Origin of the sequence: Streptomyces sp. NBC_00203, from assembly GCF_045206325.1 — a bacterium.
Lineage (GTDB): Bacteria > Actinomycetota > Actinomycetes > Streptomycetales > Streptomycetaceae > Streptomyces > Streptomyces lutosisoli.
Map to the genome: position 1 here is coordinate 403,132 of NZ_CP108126.1, position 23,338 is coordinate 426,469.

Genomic DNA, 23,338 nt, shown 5'->3' on the forward strand with positions numbered 1-23,338 from the left:
CGAGCACCGTCCGCCCTGGCCGACGCTTGGGCGACCGGGCAGATCCTGCAGACGGGAGCATTCCATGCCATACGTCACCGCGAGCGACGGGGCGCAGATCTACTACAAGGACTGGGGCACGGGCCGGCCGATCGTGCTCAGTCACGGCTGGCCGCTGAACTCGGACAGCTGGGAGGCACAGCAGCTGTTCCTCGCCTCGAACGGCTTCCGTGCCATCGCCCACGACCGCCGTGGGCACGGCCGGTCCACCCAGACCTGGCACGGCAACGAGATGAACACCTACGCCGACGACCTCGCCACCCTCATCGACACGCTCGACCTGCGCGACGCGACGCTCGTCGGCTTCTCCACGGGCGGCGGCGAAGTCGCCCGCTACGTCGGGCGGCACGGCACCGCCCGCATCGCGCAGCTCGTGCTGGTCTCCGCCGTACCGCCCTTCATGCTCAAGACCGACGACAATCCCGGTGGCATGCCGATCGAGGAATTCGACGCGATCCGCGCCGGGTCGCTCGCCGACCGCTCGCAGCTGTACCACGACCTGGCCGACGGCCCGTTCTTCGGCAACAACCGACCCGGCGCCGACGTCTCCCAGGGCATCCGGGACGCGTTCTGGCGCCAGAGCCTGCAGGCCGGACACCGAAGCGCCTACGAGTGCGTCGCGGCCTTCTCGGCCACCGACTTCCGCGCCGATCTGGACGCCTTCGACGTACCCACGCTGGTCATCCACGGCGACGACGATCAGGTCGTGCCCTTCGAAGTGGGCGGCAGGGCGTCGGCGGCCCGCATCAAGAACGCGACGCTGAAGGTCTACCCGGGCGCGCCGCACGGCATCACGGACACGCACAAGGACGAGCTCGGCACCGACCTGCTGGACTTCCTCAATTCCTGACTCCGGAAGGAACCATCGCATGATTCCCGAAGGTCAGCCCCGCCGTCGCGTTCTCGGCGGCCTGCTCGCGGCGGGAGCGGTCACGCTCGGCGCCGCCCCCGCCTCGGCCTCCGCCCGCTCGGGCGGCGGTACGAGACCGACCGTCGTGCTCGTGCACGGCGTGTTCGCCGACTCCTCCGGCTGGAACGACGTCATCGCCCGGCTGCTGAAGGCCGGCTTCCCGGTCATCGCCCCCGCGAACCCGCTGCGCGATCTGGCGGGCGACTCGGCGTACGTCTCCAGCGTCGTCGACACCATCCCCGGCCCCGTCATCCTGGTCGGGCACTCCTACGGCGGCGAGGTCATCACCAACGCCGGACGCGGTCACTCCAACGTCAAGGCACTGGTGTACGTCGGGGCCTTCGCACCCGACGAGGGCGAGAGCGCACTGCAACTGGCCGGCATGTTCCCCGGCAGCAGGCTCCCGGACGCGCTGGTGACCCGCCCGTTCCCGCTGCCCGACGGCACCACCGGCACTGACGGCTACATCGACCCGGAGAAGTTCCACGAGGTCTTCGCCCAGGACCTGCCGACCTCCGTGACACAGCTCATGGCGGCCACCCAGCGCCCCGGCAGCGTAGGCGGGTTGGCGTCCGGCAGCGGCGTACCGGCCTGGAAGAGCCTGCCGTCCTGGTACGTGATCCCCACCGCCGACAACGTCATCCCGGCCGCGGTGCAGCGCTTCATGGCGGGGCGCGCCGGGAGCACGACCGTCGAGGTGAAGGGCTCCTCCCACGTCGTGATGATGTCGCACCCCGACATCGTCGTCCGCCAGATCCTGGCCGCCCACCGCGCCACCCGTTGACCCCCTGGAAGGAACATCGATGAGCGCACCGGACACCATCGTCCTGATCCACGGCTTCTGGGTCACTCCTCGCAGCTGGGAGCACTGGATCGACCGCTACGAGAAGCAGGGCTACCGCGTGCTCGCGCCCGCCTACCCCGGCTTCGAGGTGGAGGTCGAGTCGCTGAACGCCGACCCGACCCCGATCGAGAAGCTGACGGCCCCGCAGATCGTCGAGAGTCTGGCGAACGTGATCCGCGGGCTCGACAAGCCGCCCGTCCTGATCGGCCACTCCGCGGGCGGGGCGTTCACCCAGGTCCTGCTCGACCACGGCTTCGGGGCGGCCGGAGTGGCCATCAACTCCGCACCCACCGAAGGCGTGAAGACGGTCCCGCTGAGCCAGGTGAAGTCGACCTTCCCCGTGCTCAAGAACCCCGCCAACCACCACAAGGCGGTCGGCCTCACCCATGAGCAGTGGCACTACGCCTTCACCAACACCTTCACCGAAGAGGAGTCCCGGGCGCTCTACGAGCGTTACGCGATCCCCGCCTCGGGCCGCATCCTGTGGAACAGCGTGCTGGCCAACCTCCAGCCCGGCCACCAGGACATCTGGGTGAACTACCACAACGACGACCGTGCACCGCTGCTGTTCCTCTCCGGCGAACTGGACCACCTCATGCCGCCCAAGGTCCAGCAGTCCAACGCCCAGCACTACAAGTCGAACACCGTCACCGAGATCAAGAAGTATCCGGGGCAGCCGCACCTGATGCCGGCCTCGCCAGGCTGGGAAGAGGTCGCGGACTACGCGCTGTCGTGGGCCCTGTCGCACGCCCGATAGCCACCAGCACGCCCGGGGCGGTCACACCCGCCGCCCCGGGCCACCGGAAGGGATCACCGCATGACCGACGTCCGCGTCACCCACATCGGCGGCCCGACCACACTGATCGAGGTCGGCGGCTGGCGGCTGCTGACCGACCCGACGTTCGATCCGCCGGGCCGCCGCTACCGGTTCGGCTGGGGCACCTCCTCTCGTAAGACGTCCGGCCCCGCCCTCGCCGTCGCGGACCTGCCGCCGGTCGACGCCGTGCTGCTCAGCCACGACCACCACGGCGACAACCTCGACATGGCCGGGCGCGCCCTGCTGCTGGCCGCGGACGCCGTACTCACCACGACGTCCGGAGCACGACGGCTCGGCGGCAACGCCGTTGGCCTGGCGCCCTGGACGACCGCACGCCTTCAGGCCCCAGGACGCACGACGATCGACGTCACCGCGACACCCGCCCGCCACGGCCCGCCGCTGTCCCGGCCGTTCACCGGGGAGGTCACCGGCTTCGCGCTGCACTGGCCGGGGCAGCGGCACGGCGTGCTGTGGATCTCCGGAGACACCGTCCTCTACGACGGCGTACGACACCTTGCACGTCGCCTGAACGTGGGCACCGCCCTGTTGCACATGGGCGGCGTGCGCTTCCCGCTGACGGGACCGATCCGCTATTCGATGACAGCCCGTCAGGCTGTAGAGCTGTGCCGTCTCCTCACCCCGCGAACCGCCCTCCCCATCCACTACGAGGGCTGGCACCACTTCCGCGAGAACCGCGACGCCGTCGAACGGCACCTGGCGTCGGCCCCCGTCGACATCCAGGACCGCTTCCGCTGGCTGCCCGTCGGAACGGGGGTTGACCTCGGCGTGTGACGGCGCCGGCCGGTGCCGATGCTCCAAGGCCAGGGAGCGAGGAGGGCGTTGTGGGGACGATCTTGGCGTTGGGGTAGCTCGCTACGGTCGCTGCAGCCCGCGCAGGAGCAGTTCGATCAATCGGCGGGGGTCATAGCGGGGGTCACTGTCGTGTCCGATGCAGAGGTTTCCGATGCCGCGCATCAGTTCGTAGGCGTGCGTGCCGGGATCGATTTCGCCCGCGTCGGCGGCGGCGTCGAGGAGTTGTGTGCAGACGGGCACCAGGCGGTCGAGGAAGTAGGCGTGGAGTGCGTCGAAGCCGCTGCTGTCCGATTGCAGTGCGTTGGCGAGGCCGTGCTTGGTGACCAGGAAGTCGACGAAGAGGTCGACCCACTGGCGGAGTGCCGAGAGCGGGGACTCGGCACCGGCCAGCAGGTTCGGGCCTGCTTCGGCGCAGGCTTCGACCTGGTGGCGGTAGACGGCGACGACGAGATCCGCGCGCGTCGGGAAGTGGCGGTAGATCGTGCCCATCCCGACGCCGGCTCTGGCCGCGATCTCCCGGATGGGCGCGTCGACGCCGGAGCTGACGAACACCTCGGCGGCGGCTTCGAGCAGCGTCTGCTGGTTGCGCACCGCGTCGGCCCGCTTGCTCCGGGCGGACGCCCCTCTGGACGGGCTTGCAGCGGGCACCACGCTCTCCTTCCGAGGACGGTTGACGAAACGGAACAGCGCTCCGTATCGTAAACGGAACGACGCTCCGATTTCAGGGTAGCTGAAGCCGGGCGTTCCTGGCCCCGTCTCGCCCGCTGCCCGGCCGCATGAGCCGGGCCGCAGAGGCCTTCGAAGGGAAATGCGCGTCATGAGTGAATCGACTTACACGGCCGACACCTTCAGCCCGCCCACTCCGGTCCTCTCGGTCAGTCCGGTCGTGCTGCCGGCTCCCGGCCGGGCTGTGGACCTTCAGGTACGCGTCTCCGCCCCGGTGACAGGGAGCGAGCTGCCGGTCATCCTCCTCTCGCACGGTCTCGGCTTCTCGAACAACCTCTCCTCGCTGAATGGCTACGCCCCCCTCGCCAACTTCTGGGCGGCACATGGCTTCGTCGTCATCCAGCCCACCCATCTGGACTCCAGGACACTGAGCCTGGATCCCGACACCCCCGGAGCGCTTCCGCACTGGCGCTCACGGGCCGAGGACATGAAGCGCATCCTCGACCAGCTCGACGTGATCGAGGCAGCCGTCCCCCAGCTCGCCGGGCGCCTCGACCGAAGCAAGGTCGCCGTAGCCGGGCACTCGATGGGCGGGCACACCGCGAGCCTGCTCCTGGGCGCCCGGCTCACCGATCCGCACGACGGAACGGAGGTGAACCTGGCCGAGCCGCGGATCAATGCGGGCGTGCTGCTGGCCGCACCCGGCCGAGGCGGCGACGCCCTCACCGAGTTCACGGTCGAGAACTACTCGTTCTTCCTGACCACGGACTTCTCCAAGATGATCACACCCGCGCTCGTGGTCGCCGGCTACAAGGACGACTCTGCCCACCTGACGGTCCGGGGCCCGGACTGGCACATTGATCCGTACATCCTCTCCCCCGGCCCCAAGTCCCTGCTCACCCTGTTCGACGCGGAGCACGGGCTTGGCGGGATCTCCGGATACGACGTCGCCGAGACCACGGACGAGAGCCCCGAGCGAGTCGCCGCGGTCGCGCGGCTCACCTGGGCCTACCTCCGCACCGAGCTCTATCCCGGGGACTCCGCCTGGCAGTCAGCGCGTGACGCGCTGACAACCGGCCCCAACCCGCCTGGACGAATCGAATCCAAGTAGGCGAAGGGACACCACCGCCGTCGTCGCCGGCGTCGTCGTCGTCAAGCTGCGGGGGCGGTAGGTGGGGTGAGCTGGTAGCGCCGTCCGTCGCGAAGCAGGAATCAGAGGACGTTGACGCGGCGACGGGCCAGGGACGACAGGTCGGTCATCGCCCCGCGAACAGTTCCGGCGTTCCCGTCGTCCCGGTGGTGAGGGTCGGGTCGCCGTTGAGGATCCGCTGGCGCAGTGCCGACAGTTCCCGTCCCGGGTCCAGGCCCGGCTCGTCGAGTGCCTCCTTCACGATCGTCATGAAGCAGCTGCGGGTCCTCCGCTCACTGTCGGGTACGAAGCAGGACCTCACCGAGCTCTACGAACTCATGCGCGGCGGACAGCTCAACCCGCCGATCAACCGGATCACGCCGGAGGGCATCCCGGAGGGACTGGACCGGCTGCGCAAGGGCGGAGTCGCGGGCCGCCTCATCGCCCTGTACGAGGACTGAGGCGGGCGCGGCGCGAGCAGTGCCCACCGCGATGAGGTGCAGCGCATGACTGCCCCCCTTGAGGCGCTTCGCCGCCATGGGCGCCCCGCACGCGCGGCCGGTGGTTGCGCACGCTCACGCACCGGCTCCGGCCGTGCGGTCCGGTCCGCCGGAGGGCTCCGCTCTGCGTCTGGCCGGGTGCTTCCGGCCAACCTGCCTCATGCCGCGCTCACCAGCGGGTCAGCGGCGCCCGATTTGACCGGAGGGTGCCTCCGGTTTACCGTGGAGGCGATTCGGAGCTAACCTCCGTTTTCGATTGGGTCACCTTAGCGGAAGAGTGCGGGAGGGCGTATGAACGCCAGGGAGCAACAGGGGCGCAAGATCCGCGCCGACGTCCTGCGTAATCGCGCGGCCCTCCTGGATGCCGCCCAGCGCCACTTCCTGCGGGACGGGGTCGGCACGTCGCTGGAGGCGGTCGCCAAGGACGCGGGCGTCGGGCCGGGAACGCTTTACCGGCACTTCCCCACCCGTGAGGCCCTGCTGGCGGTCGTACTCCAGTCCCGCACCGCGGAACTGGAGGCCCGCCGCGAGGGCATCGCCGGCATCGACGACGCCGGCACGGCGCTGACGCAGTGGCTGCGGGCGATGGAGGACTACCTCAGCGCCTACAGCGGACTGCCGGAACCCCTCATGGCGGCGACCCGGGCGCAGGACCCTGACAATCCGCTCACCGTCCCCTGTGACGAGCTCATCGCCACGACCGATGCGTACGTGCGAGCCGCACGGCGCACAGGGTACGTACGCCCGTCGACCACGGGCTACGACCTGTTCCTCGCCGCCTGCTCGGTCGCCTGGGTCAAGGGGACCGGCGCCACCGAGGAATCGGTCGACCGACTGCGGGCGCTCATCGCCAACGGATACCGCGAGCCGGACGACCGCACCTAGCGGTCGGCACCTCGCTCAGGGCCGGCCGCCGGAAAGCCCCGGCGCCCCGCGGGATCCGGCAATGGCCCGGCGATCCCACCACCCCGTCATCACATCGCGCCACCCTCAGGGGTGGCACAACCTTCGTAGGGACAAATCATGAAAATAACCGTTATCGGCGCTGGAGCCATCGGCGGAAACCTGGCCCGCAAGCTGAGCCTGGCCGGTCACGACGTCCAGGTGGCGGACGCCCGGGGGCCCGAGGCCGTCACGGCCGAGGTGCTGGAGGCCGGCGCCCGCGCGGTGGCCCTGGATGCGTCGGTCCAGGGCCGGGGCGCGATCATCCTGGCGATCCCGTTCGGGGTACAGGGGCAGCTGGCGGAGCTGTTCGCCACCGTCCCCGCCGAGACCGTGGTCATCGACACCTCGAACTACTACCCGCACCTCAGCGGGCGGATCGAGGCAGTGGAGGGCGGCGGCCAGGTGGAGAGCGTGTACACCTCCGAGCTCCTTGGCCGGCCCGTGGTCAAGGCGTGGAACGCCGCCCTGGCCGAGACCCAGCGCACCCGGGGTCTTCCGGCGGGCACTCCGGGCCGTATCGCCATCCCGGTGGCCGGCGACTCCGCGGAGGCGAAGAAGGTGGCGATGAGCCTGGTCGACGGCACCGGCTTCGACCCGTACGACGCCGGTGCCCTGGCCGACTCGTGGCGCCAGCAGCCGATGGGCCCCGCCTACTGCACCGAGCTGACCCTCGATGAGCTCCCCGCTGCCCTGGCCGCGGCCGACCGCGTCAAGGACGCCGCCGTCCGCGACAGCATGCTCGAGCGCTTCGCCGCCCTCCCCGACAACCCCACCCTGGACGACGTCGTCGAGATGAACCGCGCCGCGCACCGCTGACACCCCAACCCTGCACAGGACGGCGCTCGCGCGGGGCCGCGGCACCGGAGACACGACGGGACGCGCCCAACGTCTGCGCATGCCCCGGTGCCGCGGCCTCGCGCGGTTGCGGCGCACGGCTGCTCGTCAGTCACACAGGCGCGGCGGACCCGGAAGCGCCCAAAACCATCGACCACACTCCGCACTCCCGGCCATCGCATACCGCCCCCTTTGCAATACGGAGGCAGTCTCCGTATTATCCAAAGGTAATCGGAGGCAATCTCCGTTTTCTCTTGCCCGCTTGGAGGCGCCCCCATGACCCGCTCACAGATGCTCCTGGCCATGCAGTTCACCAGCGGCTACGGAGCCGAGCCCGGGGCATGGCGGCTGCCCGGGGCGAACCTGTCCAGCTACACGGACATGGACCAGTTCGTGCGCTACGCACAGGCCGCCGAGCGCGGCAGGATCCAGCTGCTGTTCATCGCCGACACGCCGGTCCTGGACGTGGACCTGGAGACCGAGCACCCGCACCACCCCATCGACCCGCTCCTCGTCCTCACCGCGATAGCCCGCGAGACCGAGCGGATCGGCCTGGTCGCCACCGCCTCCACCACCTTCAACGAGCCCTACACCCTCGCCCGCCAGTTCAAGGCCCTCGACGTGATCAGCCACGGCCGGGCCGGCTGGAACGCGGTCACCACCTCCGACCCTGCGGCAGCGGCGAACTTCGGCTCCCCGATCCCGCCCCGCGCGGAGAAGTACGAGCGCGCCCACGAGGTCGTCCAGATCGTGCAGGCCCTGTGGGGCAGCTGGGAGAAGGACGCCTGGGTCCGCGACGTCGAGGGCAAGCGGTTCGCCGACATGGGCAAGATCCAGCCGGTCAACCTCCAGGGCCGCCACGTCACCTCCCGCGGTCCGCTGCCCATCCCGCCCTCCGAGCAGGGCCAGCCGGTTATCTTCCAGGCGGGCGGCGGCGGTTACGGCCTGGAGCTGGCGGGCCGGTACGCCAGCGGCGTCTACGCCAACCCGATGACGATCGACGACGCCATCACCCAGCGGGGCGCCCTGCGGGACGCCGCCAAGCGGGCCGGGCGCGACCCGGACGAGGTGAAGATGTTCGCCGGCTTCATGCCGACCATCGCACCCTCCCGCCAGGCCGCCCTGGAGCGGCGCCGCTTCCTGGACGAGTCCGTCGACCTGCGCCAGCGCGTGCGCTACCTGGGCGCGATGATCGGTCTGCCGCTCAGCCACCAGCAGCTCGACGAGCCGCTGACCGCACGCCAGTTGGCCGATGCCGCGCCCAGTCCGCACGACGCACGCTCCGCCCGCGCCCTGGAAGTGGCGCGGGAGGGCTGGACTCTACGAGACGTCCTGGCGCACGGCGTCATCGACTACCACCCGGTCGTCGCCGGCACCGCCACCGACGTGGCCGACCACATGCAGAAATGGTTCGAGGCCGGAGCCTGCGACGGCTTCTCCCTCGCGATCGACGTCTACCACGACGGCGTCGACGCGTTCGTCGACCAGGTCGTCCCGATCCTGCAGGAACGCGGCCTCTTCCACCACGACTATGAGGGACCCACCCTCCGCGACCACGTCGGAGCCCGCGACCAGTACGGACTCGACCCCCGCGTCACAGAAACGGCCCGGTCATGACCACCACCCACCTCCCCGGCACCGTCACCTTGCAGGCGTTCCGCGACGCCATGGCCACTGTCGCCTCCCCCGTCGCTGTGGTCACCGCGATGGACGACGGCCCACGCCCGCACGGCACCACGGTCAGCGCCTTCGCCTCGCTGTCCCTGACGCCCCCGATGGTGCTGGTGTCCCTGGACAACCGCTCCCAACTCCTGGCGATCATCCGCCGCACCGGACGCTTCGGCCTCAACATCCTCGGCATCCACCAGGCCGGACTCGCCGCCACCTTCGCCCGGCCGGGCCGGGACACGTTCGACGACGTCATCTGGTCGCCCAGCGAGAACCTGCCCCGGCTGCCCGGCTCGGCGGCATGGATCGCCGCCGAGGTAGACGAGTACGTCACCGCCGGCGACCACACCGTCCTACTCGCCCACGTCCGCGCCGCGGAATCCGGCGGGGAGGGCCCCAAGCCGCTCACCTACCACCAGCGTTCCTTCGGCACGCACACGCCACTGGCCGCCTGACCGGCGCGGTCATCCCCACAGCCCACGCCGCGCCTCCTGGGCATCCCCTCTCGCGTCGTGCGCACAAGGCAATTCCGCTTTCCGGCGGCCCCCAACTGGGCCGCCAGCAAGGACAGATCCACCATGAAACTCTCGCTCGTCGAGCTCTCCACGGTCGCCCCCGGTGGCGACAAGGCCCGAGCCCTCAGGGACTCGGTCGACGCCGCGCAGCAGGCGGAGGACCTCGGCTACCACCGCATCTGGTACGCCGAGCACCACGACTCCGCCAGCACCGCTTCCTCGGCCCCCGAGATCCTCATCGCCCTGGCGGCGGTCGCCACCTCCCGCATCCGGGTCGGTTCCGGTGCGGTGCTGCTCAACCACTACAGCGCCTACAAGGTCGCCGAGACCTTCCTCCAGCTCGAAGCCCTCGCACCGGGCCGCATCGACCTCGGCCTCGGCCGCGCCACCGCGGGCCCGGTGGTCGACCTCGCTCTGCGCCGCGACCGTGACGTACCGCCGACGGACGACTTCGCGGAGCAGGTCCAGGAAGTACTCGCCTACTTCAACGGCGGCTTCCCCGCCGACCACCCCTTCGCGCGCCTGAGCCCGGCCGCGGGCGTCGCCTCCCGGCCCGAGGTGTGGATCCTCGGCTCCTCGGGCAACAGCGCCCGCATGGCCGGTGAACTCGGTCTCGGCTACGCTTTCGCGGGCTTCATCAACCCCGACGGGGCCGAACGTGCCCTGCTCCGCCACGGCGCGTTCTCCGCGGCCGACGGGCCGGCTGGCGGGCGCGGCATCCTCTCCGTCAGCGTCGTGGTCGCCGACACCGACGCCGAGGCGCGGCGGCTGAACTGGTCCAGGACCGCAGTGATGGCACGCCTGGCCCGCCAGGGGACCGCGGCCCAGATTCCCACGGTCGAGGAGGCCGAGCGGGAACTCAGCCAGGAACAGAAGGACACCCCCACCGTCATCACGGACGGCCGCTGGCCCCGGCAGCTCGCCGGCAGCCCGCAGACCGTACGGGATCAGCTGGAGCAGATGGTCAAGGCCACCGGCGTCGACGAGGTGATGGTCCAGGACATCATCGCGGACCCCGCGGCCCGGGCGCACTCCCGTGCCCTGCTGGCCAAGGCCCTTGACCTCGCCGCTCGTTGACGGTCCCCGTGCAGGGGGCGTTGGGCAGATCACTGGTGCGGACGGCGAGGAAACGCGGCAGGCCACGTCGATGGGTTGCCTCGCCGTGTTGGGGACACGTTGGTAGATGTCCGGTTCAGCTGCATGATCCGTACAGGGCCCGTCCGGGGCGGGCGGCGGGCAGGCGGCGGACGTTACCGGGGTCTGCGGCCACCTGTTTGCAGGTGAACGGGACCACCGTGGTGAGTTCTTCGTCCTGGGCCCACCCGTAGAACAGGGACAGGATGCTCATGTGCTGGTTCCCCGTGGAGGCGGCGAACCGATCCCTCAGCGGGCCGCACGCGCGGTGCACCGCGTAGGCGTTCAGGCCGGCCTCAACTCGCTGCTGCTGTCGAAGAGTTGGATACCCAGGCTGGCCAGGAAGAGCGTCCAGTCCCGCACCACCCGAACGTAGGTCTCCCGGGAGTTCGGGGCCGGGCAGCCGTTCGCCGGGAGTTCCTGGGCCGAACCCACCGGTGCGGTCCGCATCCGAGCCAAGATGGCCCGCGCCGTCGAACTCGCCACGGTCACCTGCCCGGCGATCCGCAAGGTACGGGCCGAGTGCCTCACGGCGTGGGCCCAGCTGATGGAGGGCGCTGGTGGCCGAGCGCCGCCCCGACCGGCCGGTACAGCCGATGGCCGGTACCGCCGCGATCGGGGCGGCTGTGCATCTGCCGGCCACCGCCATCGAGGAGGGCCGGGACCTGTCCTCGATGAGCGGCCTCCTGGCCGACAGCGCCTACCGGCTGCTGCCGGCCTGACGGCCCGGCCTCACTTCAGGTGCCGGGCGAAGAACTGGGCCGCGGCGTCCCCCGCGAACTGCGGGACGCCGGTGTGCCCGCCCATGTTGGCGTGCAGCGTCTTCTCCTTGGAGCCGAAGGCGTCGAACAGGTCCAGGGCCTGCTGCCGGTCGTTCCCTTCGTCGTCCCACTGCAGCAGGACGTGCAGCGGAATGGTGACCCGGCGGGCATCCTCGAACATGGCGGCGGGCACGAGACTCCCGGCGAACAGAACGGCGGCCGAAATGCGCGGCTCGACCACCGCAAGCCGGGTGCCGATGGAGATCACTCCCCCCGAGTACCCGACCGGGCCGCCGATCTCGGGCAGCGACAGGAGGGCGTCCAGGGCGGCCTGCCATTCCGGGACCGCCCTTTCGACCAACGGGAGGACGAGCCGGTTCACGATCTCGTCGTCGACCGGCTCTCCGGCCTCCATAGCCCGGCGCAGGTCGGCACGGGCCTGCTCGGCGGCGGCCCAACGGGGCCGGTCACCGCTCCCGGGGAGCTCAATGGTGGCCGCGGCGAAGCCATCCGCCGCGGCGTGCCGGGCCCGCCCCGCCAGCCGGGGGTACATCTTGCGCAGTCCGAGCGGGGGGTGGCCGAGCAGGATCAGCGGCGCCGGTGCGGATGCGGACGCGGGCGTCCACAGGATGCCGGGGATCTCGCCGAGGGTGAATTCTCGCTCGAGGACGCCGTCGTCGAGACGCTGTTCAGAAGTGAAATGCATGGTCGTGCCTTTCGGGAGTGCTCAGAGCGGCGCTCCCGGACGACCTATCGCCCGACCGTGACCCCGGAGGGGAGCACCCATGTCGATACTGTGTTCACGGGTACCACCTCCTCGTTCTCTCGCACGGCCTCCGGAAGATTAGCGGTGGTCGCCGTGGTCCGCCAACGGGTTTTTTGCGGAGGCTACGTGGCCGGCCCTGACCTGAGACGGCCCGCGCATTCCACGAGCGGCCGGCCCCGGCCGACGGCCCGCGCGACGCTCGTTGAAACCATGCCCAGCAGGGACGCCACCACGGGACCCTCATCGGCCACGGCGGGGCATGCTGGTGGTCGTACGAGCGGGCCGGGAGGTGTTGGCATGCGGGGCTGGGCTGGGGGATGGATGGTCGCCGGCGTATTCGTCCTGGCGGCCTGCGGGGCGTCGGCGGGTGGCGGATCGGCCGCGGGGCCGTCCGGGAGCCGCTCGGCAGGGCTGTCGGGTGCCTCGTCCTCGGCGGCACCCGCGAGCCCGACCGTGCCCGTGACTCCCACCGGGCCAAATCCGTCCGGGCCGGCCACCACTCCCCCCGCTTCGGCGGGAAGCTGTGCCGCCGGGGAAGCCACAGTCACCGTGACCCCCGCTGACGCGTCCGACCAGCGGCTGTGCGTGCGGCCCGGGACCGTGGTGTCCCTCGTCCTGGAGCCCCGAACGGACGACAAGCGGTGGACGGACGTGCAGAGTTCCGCGCGGGTCTTCGTGCTGCCGACCGGCTGGCGGTTGGACGCGGACGGCACCGCCCGCGCCTCGCTGCGGTGCGCCGGTACCCGGGCCGGTACGGCCGACGTCACCGCGCTGGCGAAGGCGCCGGACGTGGCGGGCGCGCCGCGCGTCGCCTTCACGCTGCACGTGAATGTGGTGCCGTACACAACGCAGGGGTGACCCCGGTGAACCCGGGATCACCCCTGCGACGCCGCTTCGTCAGTCGCAGTCCCGCACCTTGATCGTGTAGATGCCGCGGCCGTGGGTGGCCGCGTACAGGGTGGTGCCGTCCGGGCTCAGCTTGAGCTGGAGCACGGCGACGGCCGGGAGGTTGCCGACGCGCTGCCACGTGGTGCGGCCCGGTGCTCGGTAGACGACGCCGAGGTCGGTGGCGACGGCGAGGCCGCCGTTCGGCGTGACGACGGCGGAGTTGGTCGGCACGTCGGGGAGGTTCTTCGAGATGTCCTTCCAGGTGGTGCCGCCGTCGGTGGACTCGAAGACGTGGCCGACGCCGGCGCCGGGCCCCTCGGTCCAGTGCCGGGAGAAGCCGTTGACCGCGAGGAAGACGTGGTCGGCGTTCTTGGGGTCGATGGCGAACCCGCTGAGGTAGCGGTTGGGGACGGTCCCGTCCGCGCCGGTGGCCGGCAGGGTGATGTCGTGCCAGCCGGTGCCGTCCGCGTTGCCGACGGAGATGCCGCGCGTGAAGCCCTGGTTGTTGCAGGGGCCGCACCAGGCCGCGTAGACCTTGCCGCCCGAGGCCGCGACGGCGGTCGCGGTGTGCCCGGCGCCCAGGTCGTACACGCTGGTCCACTCCGAGCCGCTGCGGATGGCGTAGCCGTGGGTCTGGACCCAGATGTGGCGGCCGCCGGCGATCCAGGTCGAGCTGTTCTTCGCGTCGGCCGTGATCGGCGCGATGAAGCGGGCCTCGCCGGTGGCGTTGTCGGCGGGGGCGACGTTGTACGACGTGATCTTGCTGGAGTCGGTGATCCAACTGCCGTCGTTGACGGCGCAGTTCTGGGTCACCTGGATGGCGAGGTAGACATACTCCTCGGCAATGTTGCAGCCGTTGGCCGGGTCGGTGAGCGTGTCGCCGCCGTCGCCGCCGAAGTTGGAGCCCATCACCGTGTCATTGCCGCGCAGGATGGACTGGCCGTTGTCCTGGAGGCCGCCGGTGACGGAGACTCCGCCGTAGGTCAGGTCCTTGCCGACACCCACCGAGTAGTACTGGAGGGTGTCGATGGTGCCGTCGTTCAGGGACGTCCAGTCGGTGGCGTGCCCGGAGGTGTCCTGGGCACCGTTGAGCAGGCGCTTGTAGACGCCGCCGTCGTTGCCGACGTAGACGAAGCTCTTGCCGTGGTAGCTGCCGATCGCGACGCCGTGCTGGTCGGAGTGGGTGGTCTGGTTGCAGTCGCCCGTCTGCTTGGCCGGGTCGATGCTCCAGCAGGAGAAGCCGAAGTTCCAGTACGGGCCGACCGTCGACCAGCTGCTGCCGCCGTCCTTGGTCTCGTAGACCTCCTCCAGGCCCGCGTACACATGCTCCGCGTTCGCCGGGTCGACGGTCAGGAACTGGTTGTACCAAGCCTGCACGCCTGGCATGTAGCCGCTGGAGGTGAGCGCCGAGCCGTCGGCGGCCAGGCCCTTGTAGTCGGCGATCTGCGTCCAAGGACCGGTGGGAGAGCCGGACTTGGACACGTAGATGCCCTCGAGACCGCTGTCCGGGTTGGTGTTCAGCTGCTCCGGCGACTGATCGATGGCGTAGTAGCGCGAGCCGTCCGCGGAGCGGGCGAAGGTGACGTTGCCGACGTTGTCCGCGTCGGACGGCAGGTCGCCCAGGCCGCTGGTGATCCGCGTCCAGACACCGTTCACCTTGGTGTAGAAGCCGTTGTAGTCGTCACCGCTGCGCCAGCCGACCGCGAGGACCACCTTGGAGGGGTCCTTCGGGTCGATCGCGATGTCGTTGGCGATGTTCTTGTACGCGGCCGAGGGGTCGCTCGCGAGTGAACCGCCCGGCAGATAGTCGGGGTTGGGCGCGAACTCCAGCTTCCAGGCGCCCTTCAGCGTCTTCGTGGAGTGGCTCCACACACCCTCGCTGGTCGCCGCCCACACCTTGCCGCCGCCGAAGCGCAGCTCGTGGACGGTGGTGGACTCCAGCTCGTCACCGCCGACCCGGCTGCGGGAGGAGAACGTGCCGTGCCGCGGGTCTGACAGGACGTAGACGCCGCTGCCGAGGTACGCGTCCGCGTTCGTCGTCGCCTCACCGGTGCCCAGCCACAGCCGCCCGCCCCCGTCCAGCGCGAGCGCGCCCGTGGACTGCGAGGACAGCCGGTCGCTGATGGGCTGCCAGTGCCCCCCTCCGGACCTGGACCGCCACACTCCGCCGCCCGCACTGCCCGCGTACACGGACCCGTCGTCATCGGCGGCCATCGCGGCCATCCGCCCGGTGACATTGCCCGAGCCGCCGCTGGAGTTGGAGTCGTAGTCGCGGTAACGCGGGTCGTCGGAGTTGTAGGGCAGGTCGGTGACGTTCCGCCAACTGCCGCCTGTGCCCGGCAGACTGCTCAGACTGTCCCACGCGGCGCCGTAGGCGCCGGGCGCGACGATGCCGGGCGAGGTGCGGGCCTCGGCGTACTGGTCCGCGCCCTCGGCGATCTCGTCGGCCTCGTTGCCGTCGTCACCACCGTCATCCTCCGCCTTCGCCCTGGGCGTGATGCCGCCCACCGACTGCGCGCGTTCGGAGGCGAGTTGGGTGAGTGCGCGGGCCCCGAAGGGGCTGCCGTCCGAGCCGGACGCGGCGCCTGAGGGTATCGCGACGAGTGCGGCGGACGCGGTGATGGCGCAGATCGTGAGCCATCGTCTCTTGCGGGTCGGTGCTGACACCAGATCCTCCTAAACGGGCATTGATACAGCCGTCGCGGAGACCCGATCAGGGTGGGAGGAGGAGCGCCCGACGCTTGAACAGGTTTTGACGAGAACCTGCCACTCACCACATCCGTGCCGGAAGCTGCATGAGGATCCATGTGCCATCGGTGCGGTGCGGGGGCGGCCGAGCCGAGCGCCACGGGGTGATCCAGACGTCACGGGCGTCGAGGAGCCGGATGCCGGACTTGAGGGCGCCGATGGGCTGGGGGTGGATGGAGAGGCGTACCGCGTGGGGGTGGTGCTCGGCGATCAGATCGCCCCAGGCTCGGCCGCGCTGGATGACGCCGTAGGCGCGCTGCCGGCACTCGCACTGGAGGGCGGAGCGGGTGCCGGGGTGGTCGGCGGTGTCCTCGACGAGGAAGCGGGTGATGCCTCGGCAGAGGGGCAAGTACCTGGTCGTCGGCGCGGGTTCCGGCACGCAGGGCGTCCAGGGCGAGGCGTGGCGATCGTGGACACGGGCGCGTCTCGTGTCGCGCGGAAGGTCGCCGAGTACGTGCCGGAGGTCGAAGACGGACAGACGGACAGTCTGTGGAGTGTTGGCTCGAACGCAGCCCGCTGCGGGGTGCCGACCGCCCCAGCGGACCGGCAGGTGATCGCCGCTCTACGCTGGCGGCATGACGGGATATCCGGGTTTCGGCGTGCTGCTGGCCAAGTTGTGCGATCGCAGGCAACTGGACATTGGCACCCTGGCACGGCGAACCGGAGTCTCCGAACCCGAGATCCAGGACGTGTTGGACGGCGTCGTACCGACCCCATCGCTGCTCCGACAGCTCGGACCCGCACTCGGTCTGCACGCCGAAGACATATTCGTGTTCGCCGGGGTGACCGTTCCGGATGACCTGGCTCCCCTGGACACAGAGGCCCGGAGGTGGGTCCCGTACGTCGTGAAACATGCTGTAGGCCTCCCACCGGAGAAGCGGAGCGAGTTGCGCCACCTCGTCCGGTCGTTGCCACAGCACGAGTTCATGCACTCTCCGCCGTTCCCGCAGATCTATGACCCGCCTGCTGGGCCGCCCGGGGCCCTGCTCGTCCGCATGCTCCGATACCGGAACCTGGATTGGATGGGCACGGCCAGGACCTTTCTCCTCCTGACCGGCCGGTACTGGTCCGCGTCCACGTACGGAATGGTCGGCGCCGGCCGCAAGGAGCTGAGTCGCGACCTTGTTGTCGATTTCGGAACCGTGCTGGGCATCCCGGCTGGCGATCTGGCCGCTCTGACCAGCATCACACTGCCGGAGGAGCCGCACACCACGGAGCCGACGGCGGCCGATATGGCCGATCTGATCTGGGACCTGCGACGCCTGACCGCCGACCAGGTGCGGCACGTCGTCGAGGCGGCAGCGTCCATGCGGACAACGTGACCACACAGAACGCAGGCCCCATGCGCGTGCCGCGCAAGCACGTGGAGACCGTGGACGGAGAGGTGATCCGGCTGGGGTCGTTCGTGGACAACAGCCGCCGCAAGGCTGCGAAGTCGAGTGCGGAACCCCGCGCTGATCCAGTGCTTTGACCACATGAGTTCGCCGGGTTGGGCGATCAAGGCCATCGTGTCGAGTGGCCGACCTTCCTGTCGGATGCCTTGCCGCGACGGACCTTGGCACGTTCGCATCGCCGGTACAGCACTAGAGTGAAATGGTGGCCTCTTTGCCGGAAGACCCGACGCGACTGATCAGAGAAGACGACCGCGACACGGCCGTGCAACGCCTGCAGGAGGCGTACGCCGAAGGGCACATCTCGCACGAGGAGTTGGACGAACGCCTCCACCAGTTGCTCACCGCGAAGACGCACAGCGAACTCGTGTCGGCTCTGGCCTCACTCCCGGAGGAGAATGAGGGCACCACGTCCACGATTGCCGTCGCAAGCGGACGGATCCAGCGGCGCGGCGTATGGCGGGTACCTCGGATCCTCAAGGTCGAGTCCGCATTCGGAAGGGTGCACTTGGACCTGTCCCGGGCGGTCATCGAGCATCCGGTAGTCGACATCGAGTTGCAACTCGGCACCGGCAAGGCCAAGATCACGGTGCCTCGCGACGCGATCGTCGACGCCGAGCATCTGCGCACCGGGTGGAAGGACTTGCTCTACAAGACCCGGCGACGCTCCCGCCCCGGCGGGCCGAGGATCCGGATCTCTGGGACCATGGGGTTCGGACGGTTGAAGATCCGCCACGCGCGGCGTTGAGGCCCCAACCGGCACCGGCGAGTTAAGGGCTGACCCAGCCGGGCCGGACGGGTGGTGGCTGTCGCGATGACGAAGTACTCGTCGTCTTCGCTGAGCAGGCGGGGACGGCCTCCCTCTCACCGAGGGTCCAAGCACGCCAGGCCGATCTCGTTGAACCGCTGGATCACGTCCCGGACAGTGTCCTCGGCGGCCCACATCAGTCGGGCGATCACCTGCACGCGGTTCCCGCCGACCGAGGCCGGCAGCATCATCGCCCGCCGGTAACACACCGAGCTGGTGCTGCCCCGGCGCACGATCTGCTGCAGCCGCTGCCCCTCCTGATCGGTCAGTCCGGGCACACGGACAGGCTCGGCCACCGCGCCTCAGCAGTCGGATCAGACGTCACCGCGCGTCCAACCGCCACGACCACCAACCCGGCCTACCTATGCGGTCACAGCACCGGGCGCTCTCGGCATGCGCTGGTAGGCACTGCCGCATTGATCGGGTGGGGTAGGACCCGGGCAGGATCCGTGCCGAACTCAGGCGGCATGAATCCACTGCGCTTCCCGGCGTCCCCCGGCCGGGTATCCGGTCTGTCCGGCGTCGCGCACGACCCCGCCGTCGCGCGCGTGGAACTCTGCGCCGCCCGCTCCGTGCGGCTGAGACGTGTCCGGCCGGTCACGCACCTCGTCAAGTGGCCAACGACTGAGGCGGGCCTGACAGATGCAGGGGATACACCACGCGGCGGGACACCATCCCGCCACCGGCAGGGGCGTAGCGCGGAGGTACGGCGCACGGGGTGCGGACGCCATTGTTACGGTCGCGGGATGGAGAGCTGGGACGAGGACGGTGTACGCGCGCGGATACGGGAGATGGCGGCACAGGACCCGGGGCGGGAGCGCTTCGGGGCGGACACACACCGCTACGAGTTGACGCCTCCGCTGCCCGAGACGGAGATCCGGGCGTTCGAGGAAACCCACGGCATCGATCTGCCAACGCAGTACCGGTCCTTCGTCGCGGAGGTAGCCAACGGCCGCGCCGGTCCCTGCCACGGGTTGATGCCATTGGCCGTCCCCCGCCCGGAGGCCGGCGAGGAGTGGGCCGTGGACGACGAGTGGGAGCAAGACCGGCGGCTGGGCCGACTTGCCCGGCCGTTCCCACTCACCGAACCCCTGCCCGGCCGGATCAACCCACTGACCGATGCGCTGCCCCAGGGCACGCTCATGCTGGCCGAACAAGGCTGCGGCATCTTCATCCGGCTGATCCTGAACGGCCCGCGAACCGGCGAGATCTGGCAGATCGATCCGGACTGGGGCGGCTTCGTCCCAGTGAGCCCCGACTTTCGCACCTGGTACACCGACTGGCTGGAGAGCCCGTGACCGCGTGTCACGTCGTCCGGACCAACCCACTGGCACGGAGACAGAAACAGTGGGGCCCGGGTCACTCAGTGCGGACGTGCTGCCGCCGTAGAGAATAGGTGTCGGCTGCGTTCAGAGAGCGAGTAGCCGGACAAGCAACACCACCAACGTGCCCGCTGTGATCACCGACCCCAACACGGTGAACACCAGGTCGACCGTCGCTCCGTCCCAGCCCTGGATCGCAAACCGGCGGGGATTTTCCGGATCGTATTGGACCATGATAAAGGTCCCCACGCCGAAGTCGCCTCCGACCAAACCGCGGCCAAACCTGGATGAGTACTCGCACTCGCGACCGTCCCGAGTCGTCCAGGCTGCGACCGGGTGGTAAAGCGTGGCGCCTTCGTCGTCTCGCCTGACATCGTGGCGGACGATCCGACCCTCTACGGTGACACCTGCGCGACGGATCGCGCTGGCGCGACGGAGTCCGTACACGCCGAAGCCGAGGAAGACCGCGCCAATCGTCAGCGGGATGAGCGAGAAGAGCCATTCGTGTTCCATGTGTGGTGCGACGCGTGCGTGGGGGTGTCGGTTGCGAGTGGGGCGGCTGTGGCCGCCTGCCTCCACCACTGTTCCGCGCGCTCGGCGGCACAACGTGGCGTTGACGTTCTGCTGGTGCGGCAGGAGGATTTCCGTGTCCAGCGTCCAGCCGTGCCCGACCGCCTGCCCCCGCTCGCGCAGCGCCTCCAGGACGGACAGCGACTTCTCCCAGTTCCTCATCCATTCCCCCGACGGTGTGCGTCCGTACGCGTTCGCCGACCGTAGACGTCGATGCCGGTCTGGACAGTGCCAAGGCGGGGAAGGCCAGCCCATCCGGGGAATCCGTCCGGCGCTCAGTGCACTCTCGGTAGAAGCCTGCGGATTCACGGCCTGCCCGCCGACGAGGAAGTGGCGGCCTCGACCGCCGACGCCCCTCGCGGCGGACAGGCGATCATGGTCTCGGGGCCGGGATAATTGGCGTAGGGTAGAGCTATCCGACGCGGGGTGGAGCAGCTCGGTAGCTCGCTGGGCTCATAACCCAGAGGTCGCAGGTTCAAATCCTGTCCCCGCTACTGAAGCCTGAGGGGCCGGCACAATGTGCTGGCCCCTCAGGCTTATCCAGCCCTGGGGCACACGGCGCTGCAGCACGCGCGTCAGGCGGGCCGAACTACGCCGTGGGCACCGCAGTTGGACTATTCATCATCGGGATCGCACACAGGTACTGCGTTTGTCGTCCGGTGCCGGGAAGTTCCGCACGGACGTCCTGGCCGGGAAGGTGACGAGGCGGGCCCGGCAGAAGCTGTCGGCAGCCGCTGGCGCCAAGGGCCACCGCTTCTACGACTGAGCCGTCATCGACATGGCCGAACCCCACCCAGGCAGCCATCGGATGCTGATCCGCCGCAACCGCACCACCGGCGAACTCGCCTACTACCGTTGCTGGTCGCCGACCCCGGTGCCCCCGGCCGCGCTGGCGCGCACGATGCGGCCCACCGGCTATGCAGGTCCGCCTGGCGACGTCGCCACCAAGCCCGCGCCCAAGCCAGCCACTACCGGCGACAAGCCGCACAGGCATGAAGATCACGATCTACGGCTGGAGTACTGCGGGAAGCGACCGGAGGGCACACCCAGCCTCCTGGCGCTTCTACGAGAGCGCCAGGAGGCCGGTCAGGCCGGTGTCGAGCATGATGCGATCGACGGTGGCGGCGAGAGTACTGTCGGCGGCGATCACGGTCTCGGTTCCGCCGGGCAGGAGATCGAGTTCCCGGTACCAGTCGCGCAGATCCCTCTCGCCCACCTCGCCGGCGATCGGCTTGGTGGCATGGCGGGCGAGGGTCTCCGCGAACGGCACGTGCAGGTAATAGCTGTGGGTCGGACCGCGGTGGTCCGCGCGCAGCTGCGCGAGCATGTCGCCATAGCGGTCGGCGTACAGGATGCCCTCCAGAACGACGTGATACCCGGCGTCCAGGGCATAGCGGGCGACGGTGTCGATCAGCCCGACGTTCACCGCGCCCGGCCGGTCCCGCTCGCGCAGCACGACCCGGCGAAGGTTGTCCTGGCCGACCAGGGCCAGGCCCCGGCCGAACTTCTCGCGTAGGCCGCCCGCCACGCTCGACTTGCCCGACGCGCTGTTGCCCCGCAGGACGACCAGCCGGGTCTCTTCCGTGCCCACCATCACGGCGGCCAACCTACTAGCAACCGGTGACATTGCCCGTCCGCTCACAACGACGGCCCGAACACACGGTTCGGACCCTGCAGTTCGAACGCAAGGAGCTCCACGTCGGTGTACTCCACCAAGGGGGCGTGGGCGCGGCGGCCACCGAAATGGTCTGGCAGCTGGACGAACTGCAGCTGTGGCGGCAAAGCGCGACTCAGCTTCCGCCCCGGCAACGGAGAGCCCTGACCGAGGCGATGCGAAACCTGTCCCGATCAGCCGCTGAGGGCAGAAAATCTCCTTCGGCGGGCCGACATGACCCGCCCGCAGGCCGGCCCGGGGCAGCGGTCCGCACATCATCTCGGTCACACGGATATCCGGAGGGGCTCCGGCACGTCGTCAGCGAGCCGCTGGACAGCACCCCGGAAGATCCAGCCGATGGCCGCCCAGGCCAGCACGGCCGCGAGGAAGAACGAGACCACGTTGCCCGTCATCGCGGCGACGGCGCTGCCGACGACAGGGCCGAGCGCGTTGGCTCCCCAGATGAACGGCAGCGCGGCACCGTTGACACGCCCCATCGCCTGCACGGGAGTTGCCTTCTGAATGAGCGTGATCAGAGCCACGTTTGTCAGCGGCCCGGTGAAGCTGGAGATGCCCTGGGACACCACGACTACCGCGAACGCGAACTGCTTGCCCCCCAGCGTGGCGGCCGGCAGCAGCACGAACGCGAGGCCGAGCAGCGCGTGCGTCAGTACGAGTGTGCGCCCCATCCCCAACCGCTCGCTGATCCGCCGGGACAACGCCGCGCCGACGAGTACCGGGACGCTGCCCAGGCTCAACGCCAGGCCGAGCTGCCCCGCGGAGAAGTGCAGATCCTGGTAGGCGTACACGATGATCATCGCGAGCGTCGACGAGACCGCCAGGTTGCCGAAGGTCGCCATCAGCATGAGGGAACGCAGCACGCGGTTGCCGAGGGTCAGCGCGACGCTGTTCCGGATGTCCCGGAGCGTGGCGGCGAGGCCTCGCTCGGCGGGCGCCGGCCGGGCTTCCTTCTCTCGGATGAACATCAGCATCACGGTGGCGACGAAGTAGGACGCCGCGTCGGCCCCCACGGCCCGGGCCGCGCCGATCAGGCTCACCAGACCACCGCCGGCCGACCTGCCCACCGTCATCGCGATCGACTTGCTCAGCTGGGTCTTGACGTTGCCCTCGACGAGGTCGGCACGGTCGAGTACCTGCGGGATGTACGCCTGGTACGCCAACTGGAAGACCACATCGAAGACGCCCTTGAGTAACGCGGCAACATACAGGTGCGCCAGGGTGAGGTGGCCGAGGACGGCGGCCAGTGGCAGCGAGCCAAGGATGACGCAGCGGGCGACGTTGGCGAACTGCATCAGCGGCCGTCGGCGCAGCCGGTCGGTGAAGACGCCCATGACCGGAGCGAGCAGTACGAACGGCAGCCACTGCAGTGCTACGAGCGCGCCGACACCGACGGCGCCGGTACCCAGGACGAGGATCGCCAGCGACGGCAGCGCCACGACGCTGATCTCACTGCCCATGAGGCTGATCGACTCCCCGGACCACAGGAAGAGGAATGCACGGTTGCGGGCCAGGACCGACTTCGGGCGGGTTGCGTCGATTATTGGATCTCCGACAGCACTCCGCGTGGAACGCCGCACGATTCCCCCCTGGATTGG

At 69.8% G+C, this 23,338-nt stretch carries 25 protein-coding genes, 1 tRNA gene and 3 pseudogenes; 18 read left to right on the forward strand and 11 right to left on the reverse strand.

Annotation, left to right across the window (positions count from 1 at the left end; translation table 11 throughout):
* The first annotated feature begins 64 nt into the window (after positions 1-64).
* From OG975_RS01995 to OG975_RS02010, 4 genes are read left to right on the forward strand one after another with little or no spacing between them, the layout of a single operon-like run.
* Positions 65-889, forward strand: a complete 825-nt coding sequence (locus OG975_RS01995) for an alpha/beta fold hydrolase (RefSeq protein ID WP_406326908.1) — start codon at positions 65-67, stop codon at positions 887-889.
* Positions 890-908: 19 nt separating this feature from the next.
* Entirely contained in the window at positions 909-1,733 is an 825-nt protein-coding gene (locus OG975_RS02000; protein ID WP_406326909.1) for an alpha/beta fold hydrolase, read from the forward strand.
* A 19-nt stretch (positions 1,734-1,752) separates the two neighbouring features.
* A complete protein-coding gene (locus tag OG975_RS02005) occupies positions 1,753-2,550 on the forward strand; it encodes an alpha/beta hydrolase (protein WP_406326911.1) in 798 nt (265 codons plus the stop codon).
* Positions 2,551-2,610: 60 nt separating this feature from the next.
* Positions 2,611-3,402 carry an MBL fold metallo-hydrolase gene (locus tag OG975_RS02010; protein ID WP_406326913.1) on the forward strand — a complete coding sequence of 264 codons (792 nt, stop codon included), beginning with the start codon at positions 2,611-2,613 and terminating at the stop codon, positions 3,400-3,402.
* Between the two features lie 81 nt (positions 3,403-3,483).
* Here OG975_RS02010 and OG975_RS02015 read toward each other — a convergent pair whose 3' ends face one another.
* Positions 3,484-4,071 carry a TetR/AcrR family transcriptional regulator gene (locus tag OG975_RS02015; RefSeq protein WP_406326914.1) on the reverse strand — a complete coding sequence of 196 codons (588 nt, stop codon included), beginning with the start codon at positions 4,069-4,071 and terminating at the stop codon, positions 3,484-3,486.
* Between the two features lie 169 nt (positions 4,072-4,240).
* Between OG975_RS02015 and OG975_RS02020 the strand changes: the two genes are divergently transcribed.
* Entirely contained in the window at positions 4,241-5,200 is a 960-nt protein-coding gene (locus OG975_RS02020) for an alpha/beta hydrolase family protein (protein WP_406326916.1), read from the forward strand.
* 145 nt (positions 5,201-5,345) lie between these two features.
* On the opposite strand, the gene OG975_RS02025 is transcribed toward OG975_RS02020, so the two are convergent.
* Positions 5,346-5,489: a hypothetical protein gene (locus tag OG975_RS02025; RefSeq protein ID WP_406326917.1), complete on the reverse strand. Its 144-nt coding sequence runs from the start codon at positions 5,487-5,489 to the stop codon at positions 5,346-5,348.
* Here OG975_RS02025 and OG975_RS02030 point away from each other — a divergent pair.
* The 6 genes from OG975_RS02030 (at position 5,488) to OG975_RS02055 (ending at position 10,757) form a co-directional block, all read left to right on the forward strand.
* Positions 5,488-5,679, forward strand: coding sequence for a hypothetical protein (locus tag OG975_RS02030; protein ID WP_406326918.1), 192 nt, complete (start codon positions 5,488-5,490; stop codon positions 5,677-5,679). The genes OG975_RS02025 and OG975_RS02030 overlap by 2 nt on opposite strands.
* A gap of 330 nt (positions 5,680-6,009) precedes the next feature.
* Positions 6,010-6,603 carry a TetR/AcrR family transcriptional regulator gene (locus OG975_RS02035; protein WP_406326919.1) on the forward strand — a complete coding sequence of 198 codons (594 nt, stop codon included), beginning with the start codon at positions 6,010-6,012 and terminating at the stop codon, positions 6,601-6,603.
* A 138-nt stretch (positions 6,604-6,741) separates the two neighbouring features.
* On the forward strand, positions 6,742-7,479 hold the full coding sequence (locus OG975_RS02040) for an NADPH-dependent F420 reductase (protein ID WP_406326920.1): 738 nt from the start codon (positions 6,742-6,744) through the stop codon (positions 7,477-7,479).
* A gap of 294 nt (positions 7,480-7,773) precedes the next feature.
* Complete coding sequence (locus OG975_RS02045; protein ID WP_406326921.1) at positions 7,774-9,114, forward strand: NtaA/DmoA family FMN-dependent monooxygenase; 1,341 nt, start codon at positions 7,774-7,776, stop codon at positions 9,112-9,114.
* Positions 9,111-9,620 (forward strand): flavin reductase family protein, encoded by a 510-nt coding sequence (locus OG975_RS02050; protein WP_406326922.1) that lies wholly within the window; start codon positions 9,111-9,113, stop codon positions 9,618-9,620. Before OG975_RS02045 ends, OG975_RS02050 begins: the two co-directional genes overlap by 4 nt.
* 123 nt (positions 9,621-9,743) lie before the next feature.
* On the forward strand, positions 9,744-10,757 hold the full coding sequence (locus OG975_RS02055; protein WP_406326923.1) for an LLM class flavin-dependent oxidoreductase: 1,014 nt from the start codon (positions 9,744-9,746) through the stop codon (positions 10,755-10,757).
* A gap of 115 nt (positions 10,758-10,872) precedes the next feature.
* Here the strand turns inward: OG975_RS02055 and OG975_RS02060 are convergent, their stop codons facing one another.
* Together OG975_RS02060 and OG975_RS02065 are read right to left on the reverse strand one after the other, a co-directional pair.
* Positions 10,873-11,028, reverse strand: a complete 156-nt coding sequence (locus OG975_RS02060) for a hypothetical protein (protein WP_406326925.1) — start codon at positions 11,026-11,028, stop codon at positions 10,873-10,875.
* A gap of 71 nt (positions 11,029-11,099) precedes the next feature.
* On the reverse strand, positions 11,100-11,264 hold the full coding sequence (locus tag OG975_RS02065) for a hypothetical protein (protein WP_406326927.1): 165 nt from the start codon (positions 11,262-11,264) through the stop codon (positions 11,100-11,102).
* A 110-nt stretch (positions 11,265-11,374) separates the two neighbouring features.
* On the opposite strand from OG975_RS02065, the gene OG975_RS02070 reads away from it, so the two are divergent.
* Positions 11,375-11,536, forward strand: a complete 162-nt coding sequence (locus OG975_RS02070) for a hypothetical protein (RefSeq protein WP_406326929.1) — start codon at positions 11,375-11,377, stop codon at positions 11,534-11,536.
* A 10-nt stretch (positions 11,537-11,546) separates the two neighbouring features.
* Here the strand turns inward: OG975_RS02070 and OG975_RS02075 are convergent, their stop codons facing one another.
* On the reverse strand, positions 11,547-12,281 hold the full coding sequence (locus tag OG975_RS02075; RefSeq protein WP_406326930.1) for an alpha/beta hydrolase: 735 nt from the start codon (positions 12,279-12,281) through the stop codon (positions 11,547-11,549).
* Between the two features lie 609 nt (positions 12,282-12,890).
* On the opposite strand from OG975_RS02075, the gene OG975_RS02080 reads away from it, so the two are divergent.
* On the forward strand, positions 12,891-13,199 hold the full coding sequence (locus OG975_RS02080) for an acetyl-CoA synthetase (protein ID WP_406326932.1): 309 nt from the start codon (positions 12,891-12,893) through the stop codon (positions 13,197-13,199).
* 39 nt (positions 13,200-13,238) lie between these two features.
* Here OG975_RS02080 and OG975_RS02085 read toward each other — a convergent pair whose 3' ends face one another.
* Positions 13,239-15,896: a glycosyl hydrolase gene (locus OG975_RS02085; protein ID WP_406326934.1), complete on the reverse strand. Its 2,658-nt coding sequence runs from the start codon at positions 15,894-15,896 to the stop codon at positions 13,239-13,241.
* A gap of 103 nt (positions 15,897-15,999) precedes the next feature.
* A pseudogene (locus OG975_RS02090) lies at positions 16,000-16,455 on the reverse strand (L-tyrosine/L-tryptophan isonitrile synthase family protein); the annotation flags it as partial.
* 97 nt (positions 16,456-16,552) lie between these two features.
* On the opposite strand from OG975_RS02090, the gene OG975_RS02095 reads away from it, so the two are divergent.
* Both OG975_RS02095 and OG975_RS02100 read left to right on the forward strand, forming a co-directional pair.
* Positions 16,553-17,299 (forward strand): hypothetical protein, encoded by a 747-nt coding sequence (locus OG975_RS02095; protein ID WP_406326935.1) that lies wholly within the window; start codon positions 16,553-16,555, stop codon positions 17,297-17,299.
* A 274-nt stretch (positions 17,300-17,573) separates the two neighbouring features.
* Complete coding sequence (locus OG975_RS02100; protein ID WP_406326937.1) at positions 17,574-18,116, forward strand: DUF1707 domain-containing protein; 543 nt, start codon at positions 17,574-17,576, stop codon at positions 18,114-18,116.
* Between the two features lie 17 nt (positions 18,117-18,133).
* Here the strand turns inward: OG975_RS02100 and OG975_RS02105 are convergent.
* Positions 18,134-18,472 (reverse strand): annotated as a pseudogene (locus OG975_RS02105) (transposase); the annotation flags it as partial.
* Positions 18,473-18,922: 450 nt separating this feature from the next.
* Here OG975_RS02105 and OG975_RS02110 point away from each other — a divergent pair.
* Positions 18,923-19,474, forward strand: a complete 552-nt coding sequence (locus OG975_RS02110) for an SMI1/KNR4 family protein (protein ID WP_406326939.1) — start codon at positions 18,923-18,925, stop codon at positions 19,472-19,474.
* Positions 19,475-19,585: 111 nt separating this feature from the next.
* Here the strand turns inward: OG975_RS02110 and OG975_RS02115 are convergent, their stop codons facing one another.
* Positions 19,586-20,230 (reverse strand): DUF3592 domain-containing protein, encoded by a 645-nt coding sequence (locus OG975_RS02115; protein WP_406326941.1) that lies wholly within the window; start codon positions 20,228-20,230, stop codon positions 19,586-19,588.
* A 258-nt stretch (positions 20,231-20,488) separates the two neighbouring features.
* Here OG975_RS02115 and OG975_RS02120 point away from each other — a divergent pair.
* Together OG975_RS02120 and OG975_RS02125 are read left to right on the forward strand one after the other, a co-directional pair.
* Positions 20,489-20,562, forward strand: a tRNA-Met gene (locus OG975_RS02120).
* 155 nt (positions 20,563-20,717) lie between these two features.
* Positions 20,718-21,064: pseudogene (locus tag OG975_RS02125) on the forward strand (hypothetical protein); the annotation flags it as partial.
* Positions 21,065-21,131: 67 nt separating this feature from the next.
* Here OG975_RS02125 and OG975_RS02130 read toward each other — a convergent pair.
* Both OG975_RS02130 and OG975_RS02135 read right to left on the reverse strand, forming a co-directional pair.
* Positions 21,132-21,662 (reverse strand): kinase, encoded by a 531-nt coding sequence (locus OG975_RS02130; protein WP_406336116.1) that lies wholly within the window; start codon positions 21,660-21,662, stop codon positions 21,132-21,134.
* A gap of 344 nt (positions 21,663-22,006) precedes the next feature.
* On the reverse strand, positions 22,007-23,320 hold the full coding sequence (locus OG975_RS02135) for an MFS transporter (protein WP_406326942.1): 1,314 nt from the start codon (positions 23,318-23,320) through the stop codon (positions 22,007-22,009).
* Positions 23,321-23,338 lie beyond the last annotated feature (18 nt).